A 22,630-nucleotide genomic window follows, 5' to 3' on the forward strand; every position below is an offset into this window, starting at 1 on the left:
ACCAGGTCGGGGCCTTCGTCGCTACGGTCAGAGAGTCACTTCTGGACCACGGCGAGCACGTCGCGGGCGGAGAGGATGAGGTACTCCTCCCCGGCGTACTTCACCTCGGTGCCGCCGTACTTGCTGTAGATGACGACGTCGCCGACGGACACGTCGAGCGGGACGCGGTTGCCGTTGTCGTCGACCCGACCCGGGCCGATCGCCAGCACCTCGCCCTCCTGCGGCTTCTCCTTGGCAGTGTCCGGGATGACGAGCCCGGACGCGGTGGTCTGCTCGGCCTCGACCGTCTTGACGACGATCCGGTCCTCGAGCGGCTTGATGGAGACCGACACTGCGGACCTCCCCTTCGCGTGAGTGGTGAACAATGACAAAGGTCTCCCGCCGCCTCAGCACCAAACCGCCGTCGCGGGGGCCGGTCGGTACCGGTGCGTACGGGTGAACGCCCCCTCCGGAGAGGGGACCTCGGGTCTAAATCTATGCAGGAGTTAGCACTCGGTCAAGGCGAGTGCTAAAGCGCGTCCGTGACCGGGTCCACACCGCCGTCGTAGTCCCCCGGATCCGGGGCCGAGCGCGGCGAGCAGGCGCGCCACTGGCGGCGTAGTGTCGGGATGTCGGTGAGCACGCTCGGCTCGGCGAGCACGAGCGCGAAGTAGTCGCGCAGCACCTGCGCCGCGCTGATCACCTCTGGGTCGTGCAACCACTGCAGCTGCACCCCGTCCCAGAGCGCCACCACGGTCACCGCGGCGGTGCGCGGGTCCACACCGGGCCGCAGCAGGCCCGCGTCGGCAAGCGCGGTGAACTCAGCGGTGATCCCGTCGCGCACCTTGGCGAAACGGGTGGCGAAGTACTCCTGTGCCGGGTGGTCCCGGGTGGCCGACTCCGCGCTGAGCACGGCGTAGAGCTGGATGAGGTGCGGGATCTCCTCGTTCGCCACCGCCTGGCCGACCACCCGGTCCGGGTACCCACGTACCCCCTCTCGCCCACCGGCGAACTTGTGCGCGTCCCGGTGCGCCATCGTGGCCCAGAGGAGCTCTTGCTTGCTGCCGAAGAAGTGCAGCAGGCTGGAGGGGCTCATCCCCGCCTCGGCGGCGATGGCACGGATCGTCGCCCCTCGGTAGCCATCGCGGGAGAACACCTGGGCCGCCGCCGCCACGATCCGGCGGCGCCGCTCGGCGGACTTGCGGTAGGGCCCACGTGGGCCACGCGGGACGGGAGCTTGTACCACCGGGCCTCCTCTCTGCCGACGCAGCGTACCGACCCACTCTAATCTCGAACATGCGATCGGGATTGTGTTAGCGTGCCGGACGTGCCCTCAAGGCGCAGGCAAGGTTCCTGGTGCACCGCCTGCGCCGTGACCGCATCGCAGCAACAGAGCCGGAGCCCGCGAGCCCCGGTCCGTAGAGCCCGAAGCCGCAAAGGAGCCGTCCGTGCCCGCCGCCACCGACCACCAGCCTCAGCCGCACACCTCCTTCTCCCCGGGGGCCGGCGCCCTGCGACCTGCCCGCTCCGCGCTACCCAGCGATGCCCCGCGCCTGGACCTCAGCGGCCCGTGGCAGTTCCGCCTGCTGCCGGGGGTACCCGGCACTCCGGGGTTCCCGGCCCCCGCCGGCGAGGCCGCCGACGCCTTCGCCGCCCCGGACTACGACGACTCCTCCTGGGAGGCCATCGCGGTCCCGTCCCACTGGGTGCTCACCGGCGAGGGGAAGTACGGCAACCCGATCTACACCAACGTGCAGTACCCGTTCCCGATCGACGTACCGCACGTGCCGGACGAGAACCCGACCGGGGAGTACCGCCGCAGCATCACCGTGCCGGCCGACTGGCTCGACGACGGTCAGGTGCTGCTGCGGTTCGACGGGGTGGAGTCGTTCTTCTGGGTCTGGGTGAACGGCCACCTCATCGGCTCGGCGGCCGGCAGCCGGCTGGCGCACGAGCTGGACGTCACCGACGCCGTCAAGGCCGGGCAGAACACCGTGGCGGTGCGGGTGGCCCAGTGGTCGGCCGGCTCCTACCTGGAGGACCAGGACCAGTGGTGGCTACCGGGCATCTTCCGGGAGGTGACCCTGCTGCGCAGGCCCGCCGGCGGCATCGAGGACCTCTGGCTGGACGCCGACTACGACCCGGCCACCGGCGAGGGCTACCTGGCCCCGGAGATCACCGCCGGCGAGGGCGCGTTCCCGGTCCACCTGCGCATCCCGGACCTGGGCGTGGACCTCACCTGGGACACCCCGGCGGACGTCACCGAGGTCCCGGTCGGGCAGGTGGCCCCCTGGTCGGCCGAGGACCCGGTGCGGTATCAGGCCCAGGTGAGCAACGCCGTCGAGACGATCACGCTGCAGCTGGGCTTCCGCCGGGTGCAGATCAGCGGCGACCAGCTGCTGGCCAACGGCCGCCGGCTGGTGTTCTCCGGGATGAACCGGCACGAGACCCACCCGGACCGCGGCCGGGTGTTCGACGAGACCGACGCCCGCGCGGACCTGGCGCTGATGAAGCGGCACAACGTGAACGCGATCCGCACCTCGCACTACCCGCCGCACCCGCGGCTGCTGGACCTGGCCGACGAGCTGGGCCTGTGGGTGGTGCTGGAGTGCGACCTGGAGACGCACGGGTTCGGCGCCGGCGGCTGGGTGGACAACCCGAGCGACGACCCGCGCTGGCACGAGGCCTACCTGGACCGGATCACCCGCACGGTGGAGCGGGACAAGAACCACCCGAGCGTGGTCCTGTGGTCGCTGGGCAACGAGTCCGGCACCGGGCGCAACCTGGCGGCGATGGCCGAGTGGGTCCGGCAGCGCGACCGCACCCGACCGGTGCACTACGAGGGTGACTACACCGGCGCCTACACCGACGTGTACTCCCGGATGTACGCCAAGGTGCACGAGACCGCCTCGATCGGCGACTCCGCCGACCACACCCCGCTGCTGGGCTGCTCGGTGGCGGAGTCCACGCGGCAGCGCACGAAGCCGTTCATCCACTGCGAGTACGCGCACGCGATGGGGAACGGCCCGGGCGGCTTGACCGAGTACCGGGCGATGGTGGACACCTACCCGCGGCTGCACGGCGGGTTCATCTGGGAGTGGCGCGACCACGGCATCCGCACGTCCACCGCCGACGGCACCGAGTTCTTCGGCTATGGCGGAGACTTCGGCGAGGTGGTGCACGACGGGAACTTCGTGATGGACGGGATGATCCTGTCCGACTCCACCCCCACCCCAGGCCTGGTGGAGTTTGCGGCGGTGGAGGCGCCGGTGCTGCTGAGCCGAGCCGGTGCCGGGGTGGCGCAGGTACGCAGCCGGTACCACTCGATCGACACTGCGCACCTGGAGCTGCACTGGCGGGTGGAGGTCGCCGGGCACGAGATCGCCTCGGGGCAGGCGGAGCTGGCCGATGACGGCGGGGCTCCGGTGGGTCCGGGTCGCCTCGCCCAAGTACGGCTCTTCTCACCGGAGGCGCTCGACGGCGGGGGCCGCCGGGGCGAGCGCGTGGTCACCGTGGTAGCGGTGCTGCGCGAGGATGCGCCGTGGGCGCCGGCCGGGCACGTGGTCTCCCGCGGGCAGTGGGTCGAGCCGGCCGCACCGGGTGGCGGCCCGTTGCGCCGCAGTCCGGCTGCCGCCGCGGTACAGGTGCCGTTGGCGCAGGCGCCGGTGGGCTTCACCGGGGCGGAGCTGACCTCGCTGGCCGGGCAGGAGGTGTCCGGTCCGGCGGTGGAGCTGTGGCGGGCACCGACGGACAACGACGAGGGCACCTCCGGGCCGAGCTATGACCGGGTGCCGCCGGAGGCGTTCACCACCCATGACCACTCGCCCTCCGCCGCGGACCGGTGGCGGGCGGCCGGGTTGCACCGGTTGGTCTCCCGGGTGGTGGCGCTCGAGGCGGACGAACAGGTGCGCACCGTGCGCCGGCGGGTCTCCACCGCCGACTCCCGCGCCGGGCTGGACGTGACCGAGACCTGGACCGCCGAGCAGTCGGGCGGAGCGGTGGAGGCGGTGCTGCAGGTGAGGATCACCCCGAGCACCGGCTTCGACGACGTGTGGCCGCGGCTGGGGGTGCACCTGCGGCTGCCGACGAGTGTGGACGGTGCCCGCTGGTTCGGTCTCGGCCCGCACGATGCCTACCCGGACACGATGGCCTCGGTGTGGCTGGGCCGGCACGAGGGAGGTATCGAGGAGCTGACGGTGCCGTATGCCCGACCGCAGGAGTCCGGGCACCGGCCGGGGCTGCGGGAGCTGACCCTGCTGCGTAGCGGGGCGCCGTGGCTGCAGGTCACACCGGTGGCGGACGCGGCGGGCCAGTGGCCCGGGTTCACCCTGTCCCGGCACAGCGCCCAGGAGGTGACCGCGGCCGACCACCCGCACGAGCTGCCCGAGCCGGCGGCCCACCACCTGTACCTGGACGCCGCCCAGCACGGGTTGGGGTCGCGGGCCTGCGGACCGGACGTGCTGCCGGAGGCGATGCTGCGCCCGCGCTCGGCCACGCTCACCTTCCGGCTGCGCGCCCTCTGACCTTCGCTCGCGCTGAAGCGAATCAGGCGATACTTCCTACACCGGGTCGTGCTCTGCGTTGTCGACCGGGCGGAGCAGGTATCGGCGGCAGCGCGTGGCTGACCCGAAGCCCCCAGGTGAGGTTCGCTGTGGCTAGGCTCCCAGCGCAGCGCGGAACCGGGCGCGGGACTGGCCCATCCGGTCGAGGATCGCCACCTCGTCGCGCTGCGCCCGCCGGCGAACCTGTCCGGTGTGCAGGTCTTGGCGCGCGTAGGCCAGGGCGACCGCCGACTTCTGGAACTGTTTCATCGCCTTCTTCGCCTCCGGGCCGCCACGGGCCGCCCAGCGCAGCGCCGTCCGGCGGCCCTGCAGCGAGGTGAGCATCTCGATCTCCTGCGGCACCACCCAGCCCGACGGCACGTACTCGCCGAGGCGTTCGCCGAGGATCCTGGTCTCTCTGCGGCGCAGTGCCACCACGATGATCGCCCAGATCACCAGCGGCACCCAGTTCACCAGGACCACCAGGATGATGAGGTCGAACACGGTGTAGGCCAGCCCGGCGAAGCCGTTCCAGGCGGCGTGCAGCAGCATCGCACCGGCATAACCGATCGGCATCATCCACAGCCAGGAGTACTTGTTCTTGGACCGGGACGCCAGTCCGAGCGCCACGCCGATGCACGCGGTGTAGATCAGGTGTCCGAACGGGGAAGCCAGTCCACGGACGAAGAACGTCAGGCCAAGCTCTCCGCCTGCGCCAGCGAAGTACTGGATGTTCTCCACGAACGCGAACGCGGCGGCGATCACCGAGGCATAGACGATCCCGTCCACGGGACCGTTGAACTGACGCCGGCGAAGAAGGAAGATGAACAGCAGGCCCAGGCCCTTCCAGAACTCCTCCACCACGGGGGCGCCGAACACGGGCGGCCAGGCCTCGGGCGCCATCGTCGGTGCGATCGCGGACCCGAGCGTCGACCCGACCACGCCGTTCAGCTCGCCCGAGAACAGCGTGGCCACGCCGCCGCCCCACAGGAACGCGGCGGCGAGGGTGAGCCGCGGCTCGGGCTCCCAGCGGTCCACCCACACGATCGCGGCGCCGACGATGAGCAGCGGGATCAGGGCAAGGATGCCGGACACGATCACGTTCTGGACGCCCAGGCCCACAGCCATCAGGCCGACGACCGTGAGCACTCCCAGGGTGCCGAGGGAGATGAGCACGATCTCCAGCGCCACCCGGCGCTTCGGGTGCTGCGGCCGCGGGATCGCGCCCCAGGGCTGCTGGGCGGCAGGGGCGTACTGCGCCGAGGGCGGGTTGACCGCCACCGGCGCAGGGGCGGGCCGGCCGTAGCCGCCGGGGGCTGGGGCACTCTGGTAGCCAGGGGCCGGGCCGAAACCCTGCTGCGGTTGTGGCTGCTGCGGCGGCGGCTGGTAGCCCGGCGCGGGCCCGAAGCCCTGCTGCGGCGCGGGTTGCGGCTGGACCGGCTGCGCGTGCGGCTGTACAGGTTGCGCTGCCGGCTGGCCATAGCCGGGCTGGGCATAGGCAGGGTGCCCCTGCTGCGGCTGGTACTGCTGGGCAGTGCCAGGATGCTGCCCGGGTGCCGCCTGGGCGTAGGGCTGCCCCTGCGGCTGTCCATAGCCGACGGTCTGCGGCACCCCGTAGCCCGGCCCGCCTGCCGGCTGCTGGCCGTACCCCTGCTGCGCATGGTCATACTCCGGCCGGTGCTGCTCCCCTGGGCCCGAGTAACCGTCGGACGGCGGTATAGATGCACTCACAGCGTGTCACGGTAGCGGCTTAGTGCCCGTCGGTGCAGCGTCGCCGGTGGGCCGAACTCCCCACCAGCCATGCGTGGGAGGATCGAGACGTGGACTCCCGTGCACTCTCCCTGCTGCTCTCCCCCGAGGGCTGGACGCTGCTGAACCAGCTGCCGCCGTACGAGGAGCAGACCGCGCTGAAGCTCGCCGAAGGGCTGCGCGCCCGCGGGGTGGACCCGGACCTGGTGTCCGCCGCACTCACCCAGAGCCGCCTGCGCGCCCGCGCACAAGAGAAGTTCGGCCAGTTCGCCAGCGAGCTGCTGTTCACCCAGGCCGGCCTGGAGCAGGCCACCCGGCTGCCGGTGGCGGCCCGGCACGCGCAGCGGTACGCCGATGCCGGCGCCACCCTGGTCGCCGACCTGGGCTGCGGCCTGGGCGCGGACGCCCTGGCGATGGCCGGCCTCGGGCTTCGGGTGCTGGCGATCGAGCTGGACGAGCAGACCGCAGCGCTGGCCACGGTGAACCTGCGCGCCTTCGAGACCGCCCAGGTCCGCCTGGCCGATGCGCTCCAGGTGGACCTGGCCGCCGAGGGGGTGGACGCCGTGTTCGCCGACCCGGCCCGTCGCACGCGTTCCGGGTCGCGAGTGTTCGACCCGCGCGCCTACTCCCCCGACCTGGACACGCTGCTGGCGCTGCGCGAACGCGTGCCGAACCTGGGGCTGAAGGTCGGTCCCGGCGTCCCCTACCACGCGCTGCCCTCGGAGACGCAGGCCCAGTGGGTGAGCGTGGACGGCGCCGTGGTGGAGGCCGGACTCTGGTTCGGCGACCTGGCCCCGGAAGGGTCCGGGCGCAGCGCACTGCTGCTCACCGATGACGGCGCCCATCACCTGTCCTGGTCCGGGGACGCAGATGCTCCGGCCGGCCAGGCGCCCACCGGCCGCCTGGGCCGCTATGTGTACGAACCGGACGGTGCGGTGATCCGCGCCGGCTTGGTGGCGCGGTTGTGCGAGCAGACCGGTGGCACCCTGCTGGACCCGTCGATCGCCTACATCAGCACCGACACCCCGGTCCAGACCCCGATGGCCACCGGGTTCCGGGTGCTGGACACCTTCGACTTCGGCCTGAAGCGGCTGCGTGCCTACCTGCGCGAGCGCAACGTGGGGCGAGTGGAGATCAAGAAGCGAGGCACCGCCGTCGTACCGGACCAGCTGCGCCAGCAGCTCGCCCTCAAGGGCGAGAACGCCGCCACGATCATCCTCACCCGGCTGCGCGGCAAGCAGAGCGTGCTCGTGGTCGAGCGGCTCTGAGACTCTCCGGGCCGGTGCTGCCATCGGCGACCCGGTGGTGGAAAGATGTGCCCGTGACGATCGAGTTCGCCCGTTCACCGCGTTCCAGCGTGGGCATCGAGTGGGAGCTGGCCCTGGTGGACACCGACACCGGTGACCTGCGTCAGGTCGCCCAGACGGTGCTGGACGCCGTCGCCCCGCCGGGTGGGGGTCAGCACCCGAGCATCCGCCAGGAGCTGCTGCTGAACACGGTGGAGGTGGTCTCCGGGGCGCGGGCAACCGTGCCGGAGGCGATGGACGACCTGGCTGCGGCCGCCGCGATGGTCCAGGGCATCACCGACCCGCTGCGGGTGGAGCTGCTGTGCGCGGGCACGCACCCGTTCGGGCACTGGGGCAACCAGAAGGTCACCGACAAGGAGCGGTACGCCACGCTGATCGACCGCACCCAGTGGTGGGGCCGGCAGATGCTCATCTACGGGGTGCACGTGCACGTGGGCATCGAGGCCAGGGAGAAGGTGCTGCCGATCCTCGGGGCGCTGCTGGCCTACTACCCGCACCTGCTCTCGCTGTCCGCCTCCTCACCGTTCTGGGACGGTCGGGACACCGGGTACGCCTCCAACCGTGCGCTGCTCTTCCAACAGCTGCCGACGGCGGGACTTCCGTTCACCACGATCGGCACCTGGGACGAGCTGGAGCACTATGTGCGGGACATGCTGCACACCGGCGTGATCGAGGACTTCGACGAGATCCGCTGGGACCTGCGCCCCTCACCGAAGTTCGGCACGTTGGAGATGCGCATCTGCGACGGCATCTCCAACCGGTTGGAGCTGTCCGCGGTGGCGGCTCTCACCCAGTGCCTGGTGGAACGGGCCTCCCGGCTGATCGACTCCGGTGAGGCGCTGCCACAGATGTCGCCCTGGTTCCTGGCGGAGAACAAGTGGCGCTCGGCGCGGTACGGGATGGAGGCGATCATCATCCTGAACGAGGCCGGGGACGAGGAGCTGGTCACCGATGCGGTGTCGCGGCTGGTCGACGAGCTCGCGCCGGTTGCCGCGGACCTGGGGTGCAGCCGGGAGCTGGCCGGGGTGCACGAGATCATCCGTACCGGCGGTTCGGCTGCGCGGCAGCGGCAGGTGGCGGCGGCGCACCCGGGCGACCTGGGCGCGGTGGTGCGGCACCTGGTGGCTGAGTTCCGCGCCGGGCGGCCGCTCGACCCGGCCTGAGCTACGTCCACAGCGCCGGCGGTGTGGTTACCGTCGGTTTTCGGCGAATTTCCGACGCCAACCACACCCCCGGCGTCAGTGGGTCGGGCGGTCAGGTGGTCGCGTGGGCGTGCTCCTTGGCGCGCTTGCCGCCGCGGTAGCCGATGGTCATCACGCTGAGTCCCACCGGCGGCACGAGTGCACCGAACACCTTCTCCGGAACGGTCCAGAGCTGGGAGAGCACCAGCAGCAACACCGGCACGGCGAGCGGAATCCAGGTGTACGGGTTGAAGGCCCACCATCCGAGCAGGAACAGCCCGATCACTGCTGTGGGCGGCACCCAGCGGCCCATCAGCTGCTCCCGCCATGACCCGCCAGCAGGCCCAACGCGATCGTTCGGCTCCGGTACTTGCACACCCGGCCGCTCGGCGAGCGCCGCCTCGGCCACCATGCCGGGCGAGCCCAGCTGGCCGAGGATGCGGTCCACATCAGCGTCGGTGGGCGCGTGCCCCACTTCCGCGAGCGCCGCGTCGATGTGCTCACGCACCCCGTCGAGCACCTCGGCCCGCTGCACCGGCTCCAGTGCGGCGAGCAACCGGGCCAGGTCGTCCTGGTACCGGGCAGTACGTGCGATCGGCTCGGTCATGATGCCTGCTCCAGACCTGCTGCCAACCGGTCATCACGTCGATACCGCCGGGCGCGCCGGGCGCCCCGTACCCAGAGCACGGCTACGAGAACCAGTGCAGCAGCAGTGCAGAAGATGCCGATGATGTCGGCAGGCGTGAACGGCCCCAACCAGACTCGCCATCGCATGAAGAGCATGTGCCCAAGGAACATCGAGCTGCACAGCGGCAGGGCGATCGCCGCCCAGAGCTGCTCGCGTCCGACCCAGAGGGGCGATGCCACCACCATCACAATCCCGACAGCCACCAGCAGCAGCGGGAAGCCCCAGAGCATCAGCGCGCCGCCGACCAACAACAACAGCAGCGCCACGGGTGGCACCCAGCGGCCCATCAGCTGTTCGCGCCAGCTTCCGCCGGCCGGCGCTGCGCCGACCCCAGCCGCGCCCTCGGCCGCGGGCCTCTCGGCGAGCGCCGCCTCGACCACCATGCCGGGCGACCCGAGCTCACCAAGGATGCGGTCCACATCAGCGTCGGTGGGCGCGTGCCCCACTTCCGCGAGCGCGGCGTCGATGTGCTCACGCACCCCGTCGAGCACCTCGGCCCGCTGCACCGGCTCCAGTGCCGCCAGCAACCGCGCCAGGTCGTCCTGGTACCGGGCAGTGCGTTCGATCGGTTCAGTCATGGCTCCTCAGCCCCCAAGGCGGTGTCGACTGCAGTGCGGAACGGGGTCCAGGCGCTCTGGAAGGTCTCCAGTGCGCGTTCCCCCTCACGGGTGACGGTGTAGTAGCGGCGCGGCGGTCCGGCACTGGACTCCTGCCAGCTGGTCTCCACCCACCCGGACCGGCGCAGGCGGGACAGCAGCGGGTACAAGGTGCCCTCTCCACCGATCAGCACGCCGTCCGCAGCGAGGCCGCGGGCGATGTCCCGTCCGTAGGACGCACCGTCGCGCAGCGAGGCGAGCACGCAGTACTCGAGCACTCCGCGCCGCAGGTTCGTCAGGATGGCATCCTCGCCAGGTACCATGCGTCACAAGGTCTTGGCGAGGGTCGGGAGTGCAATCGCAGGGGTGACTGGTGTCCCGCCCGCTTGTCCGCGGGTCAAGCGGCGATCATCATCCCGACGTCCACTGCGACTTCCGGCGCGCAGTGCAAGAGGAAGGCTGGCCACACGCTGCGGGTATAGGCCCAGATCCACGCCATCGCCACACCCATCACGGCGGCGAAGATTCCACCAGCGATGTTCAGTGAGAACTCCCCACTCGGACTGAGCAGGATCAGGTGCACAACCCCGAATATCACGCTGGTGACCACCAGGCCACCCGACCGGAGCCCCGGCCAAGCGCCACGGCGTGCCGTAGGCGCGGTCCAGCACGGCGAGCATCGCTGCTCGCCAGATGAGTTCCTCGGTGAGGTTCGGGATCGTGGTGTTGTACAGCAGCTGGTCGGCGTCGACCGTCTCGTGGATCTCCGGGTCGGTCGCCACCGCCAGCAGCGTCAAACCCACGAAGACGCCGAACACCGCTCCGATCACGATCAGTGCCCAGCGCCCGCTTCCGGGTCGGATCCGCCAGGTCAGGCGCGCCTCGTCGCGCGCCCAGCGCCAGAGCATGGCGAACAGGATGCTCACCCAGAGCAGGTCCACCAGCTTGCCCTGCCAGTTGTTCTCGAACTGGGTGAAGAACGCCAGTCGCGGTGTCCGGCTGGCAAGGGCGGTGAGCAGTATGAACACGCTGACGACCATCAGCGCCGTCCGCACCCGGTGCCACGATGCCGCACTGCTGGCGGGCTGTGGCACAGGTGTCGTGCTGCCGGCAGTGGACACGCGTCGTACCAGCAGCGGCAGGAGTCCGACCGCCCACGTGATCAGCACCAGCAGCACAGCCCAGGCGAGGATGGCACCGACGACAGCGGTGAACGGCGCCCCGTCCGGCTTCGGTGCCAGCGTGCCCCCGGCCACTAGGGCCACCACGACAGGGATCAGAACCGGTGCAACCCAGCGAGCGCTCGTCGCTGGACTGGCCGGGAGTGACGAAGAACACATCCCTCGCACCATACCCAGATCACCGCTGTCGTACGCCTGAGCCGCCCCACTGGTCCCTGGTCACTGGGAGGCAGGTTCGCGCCACGGAGTGAGGTTCGGGAGCGTCCGAAGGTGCCTCCGGGGCGGGAAGGTGCCTCTGAGCTGGCGCGACCGCGGGGCGCGCACGCGCCAGCACGTCAGGCGGTGGGCGGGCCGCCGAGCCACGCCACGGCCTGGCGCACCAGCTCGCCCGGGGTGAGCGCCACGTCCAGCACCACCCCGGACTCGTCGGCCTGCAGCGGCTCCAGGGTCGCGATCTGGGAGTCGAGCAGGGAGACCGGCATGTAGTGCCCCTCCCGGGCGGCCATCCGCTCACGGATCACCTCGGCGGACCCGTCCACCAGCACGAAGTCCACCGACGGCGGGCCGGAGCGGAGCACGTCCCGGTAGCTGCGCCGCAGCGCGGAGCAGGCCATCACCGTGGACTCCCCCGCTTCCGCCCGCTCGGTCATCCAGCGGGCCAGCTCGGCCAGCCACGGCCACCGGTCCTCATCGGTGAGCGGCTGCCCGGCGGCCATCTTCGCCACGTTCGCCGCCGGGTGGAACTCGTCCGCCTCGGCGAAGGCGAACCCGGTCGCAGCCGCGATCCCGGTGGCCACCGTGGTCTTCCCCGACCCGGACACACCCATCACCACGACATGCCTGGTTCCCATCCGCCGGCTCCTTGCCCTCGACCGTGCTCAGCAGCTCGAGGCGGGGAGCCCACGAACCTGCACCGGCAGGGTACCCGGAGCAGCGGCCTGCCCGGCGAGCACGTCCGCGAGCGCGGTGAACGTGCCCGAGGTGTGCCCGAACGCCGCGAGCAGCACCGGGGCGTCCTGGCCCTGCAGCAGCCACGGACCGTCCAGGGTGATCACCACGTCCCCGGTACCGGTGGGGCTGCCTGCGGTCAGCAGCCGCACGTTGGTGTCGGCGTCCTCCTCCAGCGGCACCACCTGCAGGCCGGCATCCTCGGCGGCGGCCACGAACGCGTCCCAGTCCTCGGTCGACCCGCCGCGTACGTGGATCTGCGGACCGGCGAGCACGCCCCCGCACTCGCCGGACACCTGGGTGATCGCTGCCCGGCTGAGCGCCAGGGAGGCGTCAGCGCCTGAACCGGCCTCGTCGGCGGCGACGGGTCCGGTGGCCTCGGCGGCCTGTGCCTGCCAGCGCATCATCGCGATCACCCGGCCGGCTGCCTGGTCCAGCCGCTCCCGACCCAGGCTGCCGTCGGCGAGCGCATCCACGATGCCCTGCTGGGCTGCACCGGCGTCCGTGGGTCCGAGCAGCAGGTCGGCACCGGCGGCCAGCGCCTGTACCGCGATCTCACCCGGGGAGGACCCCTCGGTCACCGCACCCATGTCCAGCCCGTCGGTGATGGCCACCCCGGTGAAACCGAGGTCCTCACGCAGGTGAGAGTACGCGGCCGGCGACAGCGACGCGGGCACACCCGGGTCCCAGGCATCCACGGCGATGTGCCCGACCATCACCGTGGCGGCCCCGGCCTCGATCCCGGCCTGGAACGGCACCAGGTCCCGACGGGCCAGCTCGCGGCCACTGGTGTGCTGCTCGGGCAGGCCCTCGTGCGAGTCCACCTGCAGCGACCCGTGCCCGGGGAAGTGCTTGACGCTGGAGAGGACCCCGCCGTCGGTGAAGCCCTGCACCGCAGCTGAGACCACATCGGCCACCAGCTGCGGGTCGTCCCCGGCGGAGCGGGTGCCGATGGCAGCATCGTCAGCGCCGACGGTCACGTCCGCCACCGGCGCGAAGTTGAAGTTCAGCCCGCTGGCGCGCAGCTCGATCGCCATCGCCTCCGCCGCGCCACGGGTCACGTCCTCGTCGTTGGCGGCGCCGTTGGCCATGAACTCCGGGAAGGAGGTCCACGGCCCGGTCCGGGCGCTCAGCCGCTGCACCGGTCCACCTTCGTTGTCGACGGCGAAGATCGCCGGCCAGGACCGGCCCAGCTCGGTCTGGGCTGCTTGGACTGCTTCGGCGGTGGCCTGCACCTGCTCCAGGGTGCGCACGTTCTCCCCGAAGAGCACCAGCCCGCCGAGCTGGTGTCGGCTCAGCTCCTGGGCCGCGGCCGCCGGGTCGGTACCGGGATAGCGGCCGAGGATCACCTGCCCCGCGACCGCTTCCGGAGACATGGTGGCTGCGGTCTCGATCGCGGCCTGCACCTCGGGCTCGGTCGGCCCCCAGGGCAGCGGCTCCGGGGTGGCGGTGGCAGAGGAGGGCGCAGTGGTCTCCGGTGTGGCGGTGGGATCGCCTCCGGTGCCGGTGCAGGCGGTCAGCGTGAGCGCTCCGAGCAGCAGTGCGGCCAGCGCCGTGCGGTGCCTGCCCCCTCTGGTCATGCCACGGCGAGGACGCGGGTGAGTGGCATCCCGGAGTCGATGGTGATGTCCAGGTCAGAGGGGGGCAGCCCGGCGGCGACCACTGCTGAGCCGAGTGCGGCGATCATCGCCCCGTTGTCGGTGCAGTACCGGATCGGCGGGATGCGCACGCTGACCCCGGCTGCGGCGAATCGTTCGGCGGCCAGCTCACGCAGGCGGCTGTTGGCGGAGAAGCCGCCACCGACCACCACGGTGTCGACCCCGCGGCTGGTCGCCGCGGCCAGCGTCTTGGTGACCAGCACGTCGGCCACCGCCTCGGAGAAGGAGGCGGCGACGTCCGCCGCGGGCACCTCCTCATCCGCGTCCTCGTAACCCTCCACCACGCGGGCCACGGCGGTCTTCAGCCCGGAGAAGGAGAAGTCGTAGGCGTGCTCGGCCAGGTCCTTGCGGCGGCTGAGCCCGCGGGGGAAGGCGAACGCCTCCCGGTCGCCGGTCTGGGCGAGGCGGTCCACGTGCGGGCCGCCGGGGTAGGGCAGCCCGAGCAGCCGGCCCACCTTGTCGAAGGCCTCCCCGGCGGCGTCGTCGAGCGTCTGGCCGAGCTCGAGCACATCGGTGGCGATGTCTCGTACGTGCAGCAGGCTGGAGTGCCCGCCGGAGACCACCAGGGCGAGGAACTCCTCCGGGAACGGGCCGTCCACGAGCATGTCCACGGCCACGTGCCCGAGGATGTGGTTCACCCCGTACAGCGGCACGCCGAGAGCGAGGGCAAGCGCTTTGGCGGCCCCGACCCCCACGGTGAGCGAGCCGACCAGTCCGGGACCGGCGGTCACTGCGACGGCGTCCACGTCCACCAGGTCCACCCCGGCTCGCTCGGTGGCGGCAGCCAGGGTGGGGCCGAAGGCTTCCAGGTGGGCGCGGCTGGCCACCTCGGGCACGATCCCACCGAACCGGGCGTGGTCGTCCATCGAGGAGGCGGTCACGTCCACGAGCAGCTCGTGCCCGCGCACCAGGGCGATCCCGGTCTCGTCGCAGGAGGTCTCGATGCCCAGCACCAACGGGGAGGAGTCGGACTCGGGCGCCATGGCCACCAGCCTACGCCGTCCCGGACGCTCGTCCGCCTGACTCCGAGCCGCCCGTGTCCGGCCGGGGCGGCTGCAGCCCGGTGGCCACCGGGCGGGCGTCATCAGCGGCCCACTGGGAGAAGGAACCCGGGTAGAGGCGGGCGCGCACCCCGATCGACTCCAGGGCGGCGACCTCGTGCGCAGCGGTCACCCCGGAGCCGCAGTAGACGACCACGTCGGCATCGGCACCTACCCCGAGCCGGGCGTACTTCTCCTGCAGCTCTCTCGCGGGCCGGAACTTCGCGGCCGGGTCGAGGTTCTCGCTGGTGGGGGCGCTGACCGCACCGGGGATGTGCCCGGCGCGCGCGTCGACCGGCTCCTCGGCGCCCGAGTAGCGCTCCACGGCTCGGGCATCCAGCAGCACACCCTTCTTCTGCTCGTCGGCGTCGGCCGGTTCGCCGGCGGCCGCGGGGTCACCGTCCGGGCCGGTGGCTACGGCCTGGTCGGCAGCCAGTCGGCCGGCACCCACGCGGCCGGCCTCGTCAGCGTCGGCTACCGGCATGTGCCCCTCCCGCAAGGTGACGTTCCCGGGCGCCACGGACACGTCGCCGTCCTCGAGGATGCCGCCGATCTCGCTCCACGCGGCCAGCCCACCGTCCAGGAGGCGCACGTCGGTCAGCCCACCCCAGCGCAGCAGCCACCAGGCGCGGGCAGCGGCGGTGCCGCCGGAGTCGTCGTAGACCACCACCGTGTCGCCCTCGTCGATGCCCCAGCGGCGGGCGGCGGCCTGCAGCTGGTCCAGGCTGGGCAGCGGGTGCCGTCCGGCCGCGGCGGTCGGCGGTCCGGCCAGGTCGGCGTCCAGGTCCACGAACTGGGCGCCCGGGATGTGGCCGGCCACGTAGAACTTGTGCCCGTCCGGCTCGGCGAGCGACCAGCGCACGTCCAGCAGCACCGGGGTGTCGGCGGCGAGCAGGTCCTGCAGCTCCTCGGCGGTGATCAGCACCGAGGCACGGGCCTTGTCAGCATCCACGTCTTCTCACTCCTCGATGGCCTCGGCCCCGACCGGGCCCGGGCCGGGGGTCGGGGGCCGCAGCACCAGCCGCATCACCAGCGCATCGGCCCCTTCCGGTTGGTAGTACCCGCGGCGCACGCCGAGGGGAGCGAAACCGAACGACGTGTACAACGCCTGCGCTCCGTCGTCGTGCGCACGCACCTCCAGGAACACCGACTCTGCCCCGGTGACCCAGGCCTTGTCCAACAGGGCGGCGAGCATGGTGCGCCCGTGCCCGTGCCGCCGGTGGCCGGCGGCCACACCGATGGTCATCACCGTGGCCTCGGTGCCCAGCGCCAAGCCGGCGTAGCCGATCACCGCCGGATCGGTGACCACCACGTAGTACCGGTCCGCCCGGGTGATCTCTTCCTCGTACACCCCGCGGGACCACGCTCCGGCGCCGAAGAGCTCCGGTTCGAGCGCGAGCACCTCGTCCAGGTCCTGCGGCTCCATCGCCCGCAACGTGCTCATGAGGCGCGTTTCCGCCCGCTGGGTGGAGCGATGTCCGGGGTGCGCAGGTACAGCGCCTGGGTCGGTTGTTCCAGCCCGACGGCGGAGCGCGCCCGGGCCAGTCGGCCCACGGTGGCAGCATCCACCACCCGGGCCGCCGGAGCGGGCGTTCGCTGGTCGGTGGTCACCACCCGGGAGCCGCTCTCCGGCTGGTCGGAGCGGGCTGCGGGTGCCAGCGCCTCGGGGTAGAGCCCCACTCCCTTGCCGACCACCCGCTCGGCGGTCACCAGGTCGGCGTGTTCGGCCGCGACGTCGGCCGCGGTGGCCACACCCGGGCCAGCGACGGTCTCCACCCCGGTCTCGGTCACCCGGTACCGGCCCCAGTACACCTCCCGGCGGCGGGCGTCGGTGGCCACCAGCACCTCCGCACCCACCTCGGCGGCGTCGGCGGCGATCGCCTCCAGCGAGCTCACCCCGTAGACGGGGATGCGGCGGGCGGCGGCGAAGGTGCGGGCGGTGACCAGACCGACCCGCAGCCCGGTGAACGGGGCGGGCCCGGTGCCCACGGCCACCTCGGTCACGTCCGCGGGTGTCGCGCCGCTGCGCTGCAGGCAGTCGGTGATCAGCGGGGTGAGGGTCTCTACGTGCCGGCGGGTCTCGTCGCTGCGGGCAGCGGCGACCTCTGCCCCGTCGCGCAGCAGGGCGACGGCCACCCCGTGCGAGGTGTCCAGGCACAGCGTCAGGGACTCGGTCACAGCAGTCACTCTAGAACCACAGCGGCCAGGTCCACCTCCGCCCAGCGCTCCCCCACCGGGTGCAGCACGGCCCTGCGTGGTGGTTCTGGGGCGCGGGGGTCGGTGCTGCCGCGGGGGCGTTCCAGGGTGATCTCCAGGCGGTCCTGGGCGAGCTGCTCGACCAGGTCGGCACCCCACTCCACCACGGTGACCGCCTCGTCCATGGAGCTGTCCAGGTCCAGCGAGTCCACCTCGGCCAGGGAGGTGAGCCGGTAGGCGTCGACGTGGATGAGTGCTGGTCCGGCGTGAGTCGGGGCATGCTCGCGGGCGATGATGAACGTCGGGGAGGACACCCGCCCGCGCACGCCCAGCGCTGTGCCCAGGCCCTGGGTGAGGGTGGTCTTGCCGGCGCCGAGCTCCCCGGTGAGGATCACCAGGTCCCCGGCGCGAAGCACCCCGGCCAGGCGCGCGCCCAGCGCGGTGGTGGCGGCAGCGTCGGGCAGCAGCACCTCCACGTCGTGGCTGGTGCCGGCGGGCTCGGTGCCGGCCGGTGCGGGGTGCTCGGTGCTGGGTCTGGTCATCCGCCCTCTCCCCGGTACACCCGCGGCACGCGTGTGCCTAGCCGGGTGACGATCTCGTAGCTGATGGTGCCGGCGGCCTCGGCCCAGTCCTGTGCCGTGGGCTCTCCCTCGGCGCCGGAGCCGAACAGCACGGCCACGTCCCCGGCATGCACCCCGGAGCCGCGGCCGATGTCCAGCACGAACTGGTCCATGCACACCCGCCCGGCGATCTGGTGCCGGCGGCCGCCGAGGAACACTGGCGCCGTGTTGCCGGCGTGCCGGGGGATGCCGTCGGCGTACCCGAGCGGGATCACCGCGAGGCTGGTGTCCGTGGCGGTGGTGTAGGTGTGCCCGTAGGAGACACCCTGCCCGGCGGCGGCGTCCTTGACCAGGTGCACGTTGGCCTCCAGCCGCATCGCCGGCACCAGGCCGACGTCGTCCGAGGGGCGGGTGCCCGGCATCGGGGACAGCCCGTAGGCGGCGATACCGGGGCGGACCAGGTCGTAGTGTGCGTCCGGTACGGCGAGCGTGCCGGCGGAGTTGGCCAGGTGCCGCACCTCCAGCGCGGCACCAGCGTTCTCGGCGCGGCGGACGGCTTCGGCGAACACGTCCAGCTGGTCGCGCACGCTGGGGTGGTCCAGCTCGTCGGCGCGGGCCAGGTGGGACCAGACGCCGACCACGGACAGCACGCCGCCAGCCTGCAGGGCCATCGCGTCGGCGAGCATCGCGGTCCAGTCCTCCAGGAACGAGCCGCCACGGCCCAGTCCGGTGTCCACCTTCAGGTGCACGCGGGCAGTGGTGCCGGTGGCACGGGCGGCAGCGGCCACCTCGGTCAGCGCCCACGGGGCGGGCACGGACACGTCGATCCCGGCGCGCAGCACCTGCGCAAGTGGGGCGCCGGGAGCGTAGAGCCAGGTGAGGATCGGGGCGGTGATCCCGGCCTCACGCAGGGCGAGCGCCTCGGACAGCTGTGCGGCGCCGAGCCAGGTCGCACCGCCACGCAGCGCAGCCCGGGCAGCGGGCAGCAGCCCGTGCCCGTAGCCGTCGCCCTTGACCACAGCCATCACCTGGGCGGTGCGAGCGATCTCCGCCAACCTGGTCACGTTCGCACTGATCGCGTCCAGATCGACGACGGCGCGCGCCGGGTAGTAGGTCACCCTCCTAGTGTGCCAAACAGGCTGGCGCCGACAGTGTCACTCGGAACCGGTCACCGGTGCCCGACTGCTCTTGACGTTGTCAGGAGGTCGGCAACTGTGGCGGGGATCGCCGCCAGCAGGTGGTGGGCGCCCAGCGGCCCACCGGCGTGCTGTGCGGCCCGGCCGTGCAGCAGGGCGGCAGCGGCGGCCACCCGGCCGAGCGGGGCGGCCGAGGTGGCCGCGAGCGCTCCGAGGATCCCGGCGAGCACGTCGCCCGAACCCGCCGTGGCCAGCCACGGCGTGCCGTCCGCCTGGCTGAGCACGGCACCGTCGGGCTGGGCGATGATCGTGACCGGACCTTTGAGCAGCACCACCGCCCCGGTGAGCTCGGCAGCGTGCGTGGCCCAGCCGGCCGGGTCGGCCTCCACCGCGGCGCGATCCACCTGCTCGTCGTAGTCCGCCAGCAGCGCGGCGAGCTCACCGGCGTGCGGGGTGAGCACGCTCGGGGTGTCCCGCAGCGCCCAGCCCATCCGGGGCAGCAGCGCGAACGCTCCGGCGTCCCAGACCACTGTGGGCGGTTCCTCCCGGGGTGCGGTGTCGATGGCGGTGAGCAGCGCCTGCTCCATCCGGGCGGTCTCGTTCTGCCCGGCGACGCCCGGGCCGAGCACCAGCGCCTGCACCCGGCCGGCCGCGGTCACGACCTCCGGGTAGTGGTCCAGCACCCGCTCGGCCACCGGGTTGGCGCCCTGGTAGCGGACCATGCCGCAGCCGGCGGCCACGGCCGCACCGGTGGTCAGCACCCCGGCGCCCGGGTAGTGCGGGGAGCCGGCGACCACACCGAGCACACCACGGGTGTACTTGTGGTCGGTGACGGCCGGGACCGGCCAGTCGGTGGCGACGTCGTGGTCCTGCAGCCGGGTGACCAGCGGGTGCTGGGCAGCGAAGGCGTCGGCCAGGCCGAGGTCGACGATGTGCGTCGTGCCGCAGTGCAGGGCGGCGGGCGGCAGCAGCAGGCTGGCCTTGGCGGCGCCCATGGTGACCGTGTGGTCGGCGGCCAGGAACGGCCCCTCGAGGCGGCCGGTGTCTGCGCCGATACCAGACGGGGTGTCGACGGCGACCACGACCGGGCCGGCCGGCAGTCCCGGGTCGCGCGGCGCGGCCGGGCCGGTCTCGGTACGCAGCTCGGTGAGCGCGGCGACCAGGTCGGCAGTGTGTCCGCGCAGCCCGCCGTGCACACCGATACCGGCGAGGGCGTCCACCCACACGTGCGCCGTACGGGCCACCTGCTGCCAGACGCCGCTGGTGAGGTCCGCACCGGTGGTGACCGGCACCAGCCGCACACCGGCTGCCCGCGCGCGGTCCAACCCGCCGGAGTGCACCTCCTCGCGGGCGAGCACCGCGGTGACGGCCACACCGCGCTCGGCCAGGTCGGCGGCTGCGTGCAGCCCGTCCCCGCCGTTGTTGCCGCCACCCACGAGCACCAGCACCCGGGCGGTGCGCAGCGCCACCCTGGCGTCGGCGAGCACCTTCCGCACGGTGGCGGCCACCTGCTGGGCGGCCCAGCGCATCAGCGGCCGGCCGGCGGCGAGCGCTGGGGCCTCGGCGGCGCGGACCGCTGCGGCGTCGTAGCCGTGGATGGTCATGGTCTGCCTCTCTGCTCTCAGCCCTCGGCGACTGCGACGGCCGAGGCGATGCCGGCGTCGTGGGAGATGGACAGGTGCCAGCGGCGCACTCCGGCGGCCTCGGCAGCAGCGGCCACCGTACCGGTGAGCTCGACGGTCGGCGCGCCACCGGCCACGCGCCGCACGGTGGCGTCCTGCCAGCGCAGCCCGACCGGCGCGCCGAGGGCCTTGGCGATCGCTTCCTTGGCGGCGAACCGGGCCGCCAGCGAGGCCGGCGGCAGGTCCCGTTCCGGTGCGGTGAACAGCCGGGTGCGCAGACCGGGCGCACGCTCGAGGGTGGCCAGGAAGCGGGCCACCTCCACCACGTCGATCCCGACCCCGACGATCATGCGACCTGCCTACTCGACGGTGACCGACTTGGCCAGGTTGCGCGGCTGGTCCACGTCCAGGCCCTTGGCGCCGGCGAGCGCGCAGGCGAAGATCTGCAGCGGCACCACGGTCACCAGCGGCATCATCAGGGTGGGGGTGCGCGGCACGCGGAAGACGACCTCGGCGAACTCGTCCACCGAGTCGTCGCCCTCCTCGGCGATCACCAGGGTGCGGGCGCCGCGGGCGCGGATCTCCTGGATGTTGGAGACCACCTTGTTGTGCAGCGTGGGCCGGCGCGGGGTGGGCACGATCACGAACACCGCCTGACCGGGTTCGATGAGCGCGATCGGGCCGTGCTTGAGCTCCCCGGCGGCGAACCCCTCGGCGTGGATGTAGGCGAGCTCTTTGAGCTTCAGCGCACCCTCGAGGGCCACCGGGTAGCCCACGTGCCGGCCGAGGAACAGCACCGAGGCGGTGTCCTTCATCTCCTCGGCCACAGCGGTGACCTGGTCCTCGGCATCGAGCACCTGCTGGATCTTGGCCGGCAGCTGGCCCAGCTCGGCCAGGTAGTCGGCGACCTCCTCAACGTACTTGTACCCGCGCAGCTGCGCCAGGTACAGGCCGAGCAGGTAGCAGGCGGTGATCTGGGCGAGGAACGCCTTCGTGGAGGCCACGGCCACCTCCGGTCCGGCGTGCGTGTACAGCACGGCGTCGGACTCCCGGGCGATGGTGGAACCATGGGTGTTGACGATGGCGAGCACCTTGGCGCCCTGCTCCCGGGCGTGCCGGATCGCCATGATGGTGTCCATCGTCTCCCCGGACTGCGAGATGGCCACCACCAGGGTCTTCTCCGAGACGACCGGGTCGCGGTAGCGGAACTCGTGGGCGAGCTCGACCTCCACCGGGATGCGGCACCAGTGCTCCACGGCGTACTTGGCCACGTGCCCGGCGTAGGCGGCGGTGCCGCACGCGACGACGATGATCTTGTCCACGCCGCGCAGCACCGCCTCGTCCACCCGCAGCTCGTCCAGGATGAGGTTGCCGGCGTCGTCGTGCCGACCCAGCAGGGTGTCTGCGACCGCCTTGGGCTGGTCGTGGATCTCCTTGGCCATGAACGTGGGGTAGCCGTCCTTGACCGCGGCCGCCGCATCCCAGTCGACCGTGTACGGCTGCCCCTGGACAGGTGACCCTTCGGCGTCCACGATGCGTACGTCGTCGGCGGTGATGGTGACCACCTGGTCCTGGCCGATCTCCAGGGCCTGCCGGGTGCCGGAGATGAACGCGGCGACGTCCGAACCGAGGAAGTTCTCCCCCTCACCGAGGCCGATCACCAGCGGGGAGTTACGCCGGGCACCGACGACGGTGCCGGGCTCCTCGGCGTGCAGGGCGAGCAGCGTGAAAGCACCCTCGAGCTGACGGGTGGTGGTCAGCATCGCGGCGGTCAGGTCGCCGGTCTCGGTGTAGGCGCGGGCGAGCAGGTGGGCGACCACCTCGGTGTCGGTCTCGGAGCGGAAGGTCACCCCGGCACCGGCGAGCTCGGCCCGCAGGGCGTGGAAGTTCTCGATGATGCCGTTGTGGATCACCGCGAGCCGGCCGTCGTCGGCCAGGTGCGGGTGGGCGTTCAGGTCGGTCGGTGCGCCGTGGGTGGCCCACCGGGTGTGCCCGATCGAAGCGGTGCCGTCGGCCAGCGGGTTCTCCTCGAGCTCGGCGACCAGGTTGGCGAGCTTGCCGGCCTTCTTCGCCGAGGCGAGGCCGCCGGGGGTGGCTACTGCGACCCCGGCGGAGTCGTAGCCGCGGTACTCGAGCCTGCTCAACCCTTCCATGGCGACCTGAAGAGGGCGTGGCCCGGGCGTGGCTGGCCCGACGTATCCGACGATTCCGCACATGGCGCCCAGCGTAACGGCCGCCGGGGCCACTG

21 protein-coding genes are annotated in these 22,630 nt (G+C 72.3%); 3 read left to right on the forward strand and 18 right to left on the reverse strand.

All coding sequences use genetic code 11. The features are described from left to right. Nucleotides 1-35: 35 nt before the first annotated feature. Together groES and K338_RS21395 are read right to left on the reverse strand one after the other, a co-directional pair. On the reverse strand, nucleotides 36-332 hold the full coding sequence (groES, locus tag K338_RS0108440) for a co-chaperone GroES (RefSeq protein ID WP_022917742.1): 297 nt from the start codon (nucleotides 330-332) through the stop codon (nucleotides 36-38). A 176-nt stretch (nucleotides 333-508) separates the two neighbouring features. Then, nucleotides 509-1,225 (reverse strand): TetR/AcrR family transcriptional regulator, encoded by a 717-nt coding sequence (locus K338_RS21395; RefSeq protein WP_022917743.1) that lies wholly within the window; start codon nucleotides 1,223-1,225, stop codon nucleotides 509-511. A 202-nt stretch (nucleotides 1,226-1,427) separates the two neighbouring features. Between K338_RS21395 and K338_RS0108450 the strand changes: the two genes are divergently transcribed. After that, entirely contained in the window at nucleotides 1,428-4,502 is a 3,075-nt protein-coding gene (locus K338_RS0108450) for a glycoside hydrolase family 2 TIM barrel-domain containing protein (protein WP_022917744.1), read from the forward strand. A 132-nt stretch (nucleotides 4,503-4,634) separates the two neighbouring features. On the opposite strand, the gene K338_RS21400 is transcribed toward K338_RS0108450, so the two are convergent. Continuing rightward, a complete protein-coding gene (locus K338_RS21400; RefSeq protein WP_157612322.1) occupies nucleotides 4,635-6,251 on the reverse strand; it encodes a PrsW family intramembrane metalloprotease in 1,617 nt (538 codons plus the stop codon). 89 nt (nucleotides 6,252-6,340) lie between these two features. Here K338_RS21400 and K338_RS0108460 point away from each other — a divergent pair, with 89 nt between their 5' ends. Further along, nucleotides 6,341-7,537 carry a THUMP-like domain-containing protein gene (locus K338_RS0108460; RefSeq protein ID WP_022917746.1) on the forward strand — a complete coding sequence of 399 codons (1,197 nt, stop codon included), beginning with the start codon at nucleotides 6,341-6,343 and terminating at the stop codon, nucleotides 7,535-7,537. A 53-nt stretch (nucleotides 7,538-7,590) separates the two neighbouring features. Then, complete coding sequence (locus K338_RS0108465; RefSeq protein ID WP_027286606.1) at nucleotides 7,591-8,739, forward strand: glutamate--cysteine ligase; 1,149 nt, start codon at nucleotides 7,591-7,593, stop codon at nucleotides 8,737-8,739. A gap of 91 nt (nucleotides 8,740-8,830) precedes the next feature. On the opposite strand, the gene K338_RS25525 is transcribed toward K338_RS0108465, so the two are convergent. The 15 genes from K338_RS25525 to glmS form a co-directional block, all read right to left on the reverse strand. Next, nucleotides 8,831-9,364 carry an HAAS signaling domain-containing protein gene (locus K338_RS25525; protein WP_022917748.1) on the reverse strand — a complete coding sequence of 178 codons (534 nt, stop codon included), beginning with the start codon at nucleotides 9,362-9,364 and terminating at the stop codon, nucleotides 8,831-8,833. After that, nucleotides 9,361-10,023 (reverse strand): HAAS signaling domain-containing protein, encoded by a 663-nt coding sequence (locus K338_RS0108475; protein WP_022917749.1) that lies wholly within the window; start codon nucleotides 10,021-10,023, stop codon nucleotides 9,361-9,363. The genes K338_RS25525 and K338_RS0108475 overlap by 4 nt, the downstream gene beginning before the upstream one ends. After that, nucleotides 10,020-10,364: a PadR family transcriptional regulator gene (locus tag K338_RS0108480; protein WP_022917750.1), complete on the reverse strand. Its 345-nt coding sequence runs from the start codon at nucleotides 10,362-10,364 to the stop codon at nucleotides 10,020-10,022. The genes K338_RS0108475 and K338_RS0108480 overlap by 4 nt, the downstream gene beginning before the upstream one ends. A gap of 3 nt (nucleotides 10,365-10,367) precedes the next feature. Beyond that, complete coding sequence (locus K338_RS26160; protein WP_245542924.1) at nucleotides 10,368-11,309, reverse strand: hypothetical protein; 942 nt, start codon at nucleotides 11,307-11,309, stop codon at nucleotides 10,368-10,370. A 248-nt stretch (nucleotides 11,310-11,557) separates the two neighbouring features. After that, complete coding sequence (locus K338_RS0108490) at nucleotides 11,558-12,073, reverse strand: gluconokinase (protein WP_022917752.1); 516 nt, start codon at nucleotides 12,071-12,073, stop codon at nucleotides 11,558-11,560. Nucleotides 12,074-12,100: 27 nt separating this feature from the next. Next, on the reverse strand, nucleotides 12,101-13,750 hold the full coding sequence (locus tag K338_RS21405) for a glycoside hydrolase family 3 protein (protein WP_022917753.1): 1,650 nt from the start codon (nucleotides 13,748-13,750) through the stop codon (nucleotides 12,101-12,103). Then, complete coding sequence (gene tsaD, locus K338_RS0108500; protein ID WP_022917754.1) at nucleotides 13,747-14,811, reverse strand: tRNA (adenosine(37)-N6)-threonylcarbamoyltransferase complex transferase subunit TsaD; 1,065 nt, start codon at nucleotides 14,809-14,811, stop codon at nucleotides 13,747-13,749. The genes K338_RS21405 and tsaD overlap by 4 nt, the downstream gene beginning before the upstream one ends. Before the next feature lie 10 nt (nucleotides 14,812-14,821). Further along, nucleotides 14,822-15,820 (reverse strand): sulfurtransferase, encoded by a 999-nt coding sequence (locus tag K338_RS21410; RefSeq protein ID WP_022917755.1) that lies wholly within the window; start codon nucleotides 15,818-15,820, stop codon nucleotides 14,822-14,824. Between the two features lie 6 nt (nucleotides 15,821-15,826). Then, on the reverse strand, nucleotides 15,827-16,312 hold the full coding sequence (rimI, locus tag K338_RS21415; RefSeq protein WP_022917756.1) for a ribosomal protein S18-alanine N-acetyltransferase: 486 nt from the start codon (nucleotides 16,310-16,312) through the stop codon (nucleotides 15,827-15,829). After that, entirely contained in the window at nucleotides 16,309-17,046 is a 738-nt protein-coding gene (gene tsaB / locus K338_RS0108515) for a tRNA (adenosine(37)-N6)-threonylcarbamoyltransferase complex dimerization subunit type 1 TsaB (RefSeq protein WP_245542925.1), read from the reverse strand. Before tsaB ends, rimI begins: the two co-directional genes overlap by 4 nt. A 5-nt stretch (nucleotides 17,047-17,051) precedes the next feature. Continuing rightward, nucleotides 17,052-17,606 (reverse strand): tRNA (adenosine(37)-N6)-threonylcarbamoyltransferase complex ATPase subunit type 1 TsaE, encoded by a 555-nt coding sequence (gene tsaE / locus K338_RS0108520; protein ID WP_022917758.1) that lies wholly within the window; start codon nucleotides 17,604-17,606, stop codon nucleotides 17,052-17,054. Next, entirely contained in the window at nucleotides 17,603-18,742 is a 1,140-nt protein-coding gene (gene alr, locus K338_RS0108525; RefSeq protein WP_022917759.1) for an alanine racemase, read from the reverse strand. Before alr ends, tsaE begins: the two co-directional genes overlap by 4 nt. A 50-nt stretch (nucleotides 18,743-18,792) precedes the next feature. Next, a complete protein-coding gene (locus K338_RS0108530) occupies nucleotides 18,793-20,364 on the reverse strand; it encodes an NAD(P)H-hydrate epimerase (RefSeq protein ID WP_022917760.1) in 1,572 nt (523 codons plus the stop codon). 17 nt (nucleotides 20,365-20,381) lie between these two features. After that, nucleotides 20,382-20,732, reverse strand: coding sequence for a holo-ACP synthase (locus K338_RS0108535; RefSeq protein WP_022917761.1), 351 nt, complete (start codon nucleotides 20,730-20,732; stop codon nucleotides 20,382-20,384). A gap of 9 nt (nucleotides 20,733-20,741) precedes the next feature. Further along, nucleotides 20,742-22,598, reverse strand: coding sequence for a glutamine--fructose-6-phosphate transaminase (isomerizing) (gene glmS, locus K338_RS0108540; protein ID WP_022917762.1), 1,857 nt, complete (start codon nucleotides 22,596-22,598; stop codon nucleotides 20,742-20,744). Between the last annotated feature and the right edge of the window lie 32 nt (nucleotides 22,599-22,630).

It is taken from the genome of Ruania albidiflava DSM 18029, from assembly GCF_000421225.1.
Lineage (GTDB): Bacteria > Actinomycetota > Actinomycetes > Actinomycetales > Beutenbergiaceae > Ruania > Ruania albidiflava.

Coding starts and splice junctions, on each gene's coding strand:
- K338_RS25525 (WP_022917748.1), bottom strand. CDS start 9,364: ATGACCGAGCCGATCGCACGTACTGCCCGGTACCAGGACGACCTGGCC.
- K338_RS0108475 (WP_022917749.1), bottom strand. CDS start 10,023: ATGACTGAACCGATCGAACGCACTGCCCGGTACCAGGACGACCTGGCG.
- K338_RS0108480 (WP_022917750.1), bottom strand. CDS start 10,364: ATGGTACCTGGCGAGGATGCCATCCTGACGAACCTGCGGCGCGGAGTG.
- K338_RS0108490 (WP_022917752.1), bottom strand. CDS start 12,073: ATGGGAACCAGGCATGTCGTGGTGATGGGTGTGTCCGGGTCGGGGAAG.
- K338_RS21405 (WP_022917753.1), bottom strand. CDS start 13,750: ATGACCAGAGGGGGCAGGCACCGCACGGCGCTGGCCGCACTGCTGCTC.
- tsaD (WP_022917754.1), bottom strand. CDS start 14,811: ATGGCGCCCGAGTCCGACTCCTCCCCGTTGGTGCTGGGCATCGAGACC.
- rimI (WP_022917756.1), bottom strand. CDS start 16,312: ATGAGCACGTTGCGGGCGATGGAGCCGCAGGACCTGGACGAGGTGCTC.
- tsaE (WP_022917758.1), bottom strand. CDS start 17,606: ATGACCAGACCCAGCACCGAGCACCCCGCACCGGCCGGCACCGAGCCC.
- K338_RS0108530 (WP_022917760.1), bottom strand. CDS start 20,364: ATGACCATCCACGGCTACGACGCCGCAGCGGTCCGCGCCGCCGAGGCC.
- K338_RS0108535 (WP_022917761.1), bottom strand. CDS start 20,732: ATGATCGTCGGGGTCGGGATCGACGTGGTGGAGGTGGCCCGCTTCCTG.
- glmS (WP_022917762.1), bottom strand. CDS start 22,598: ATGTGCGGAATCGTCGGATACGTCGGGCCAGCCACGCCCGGGCCACGC.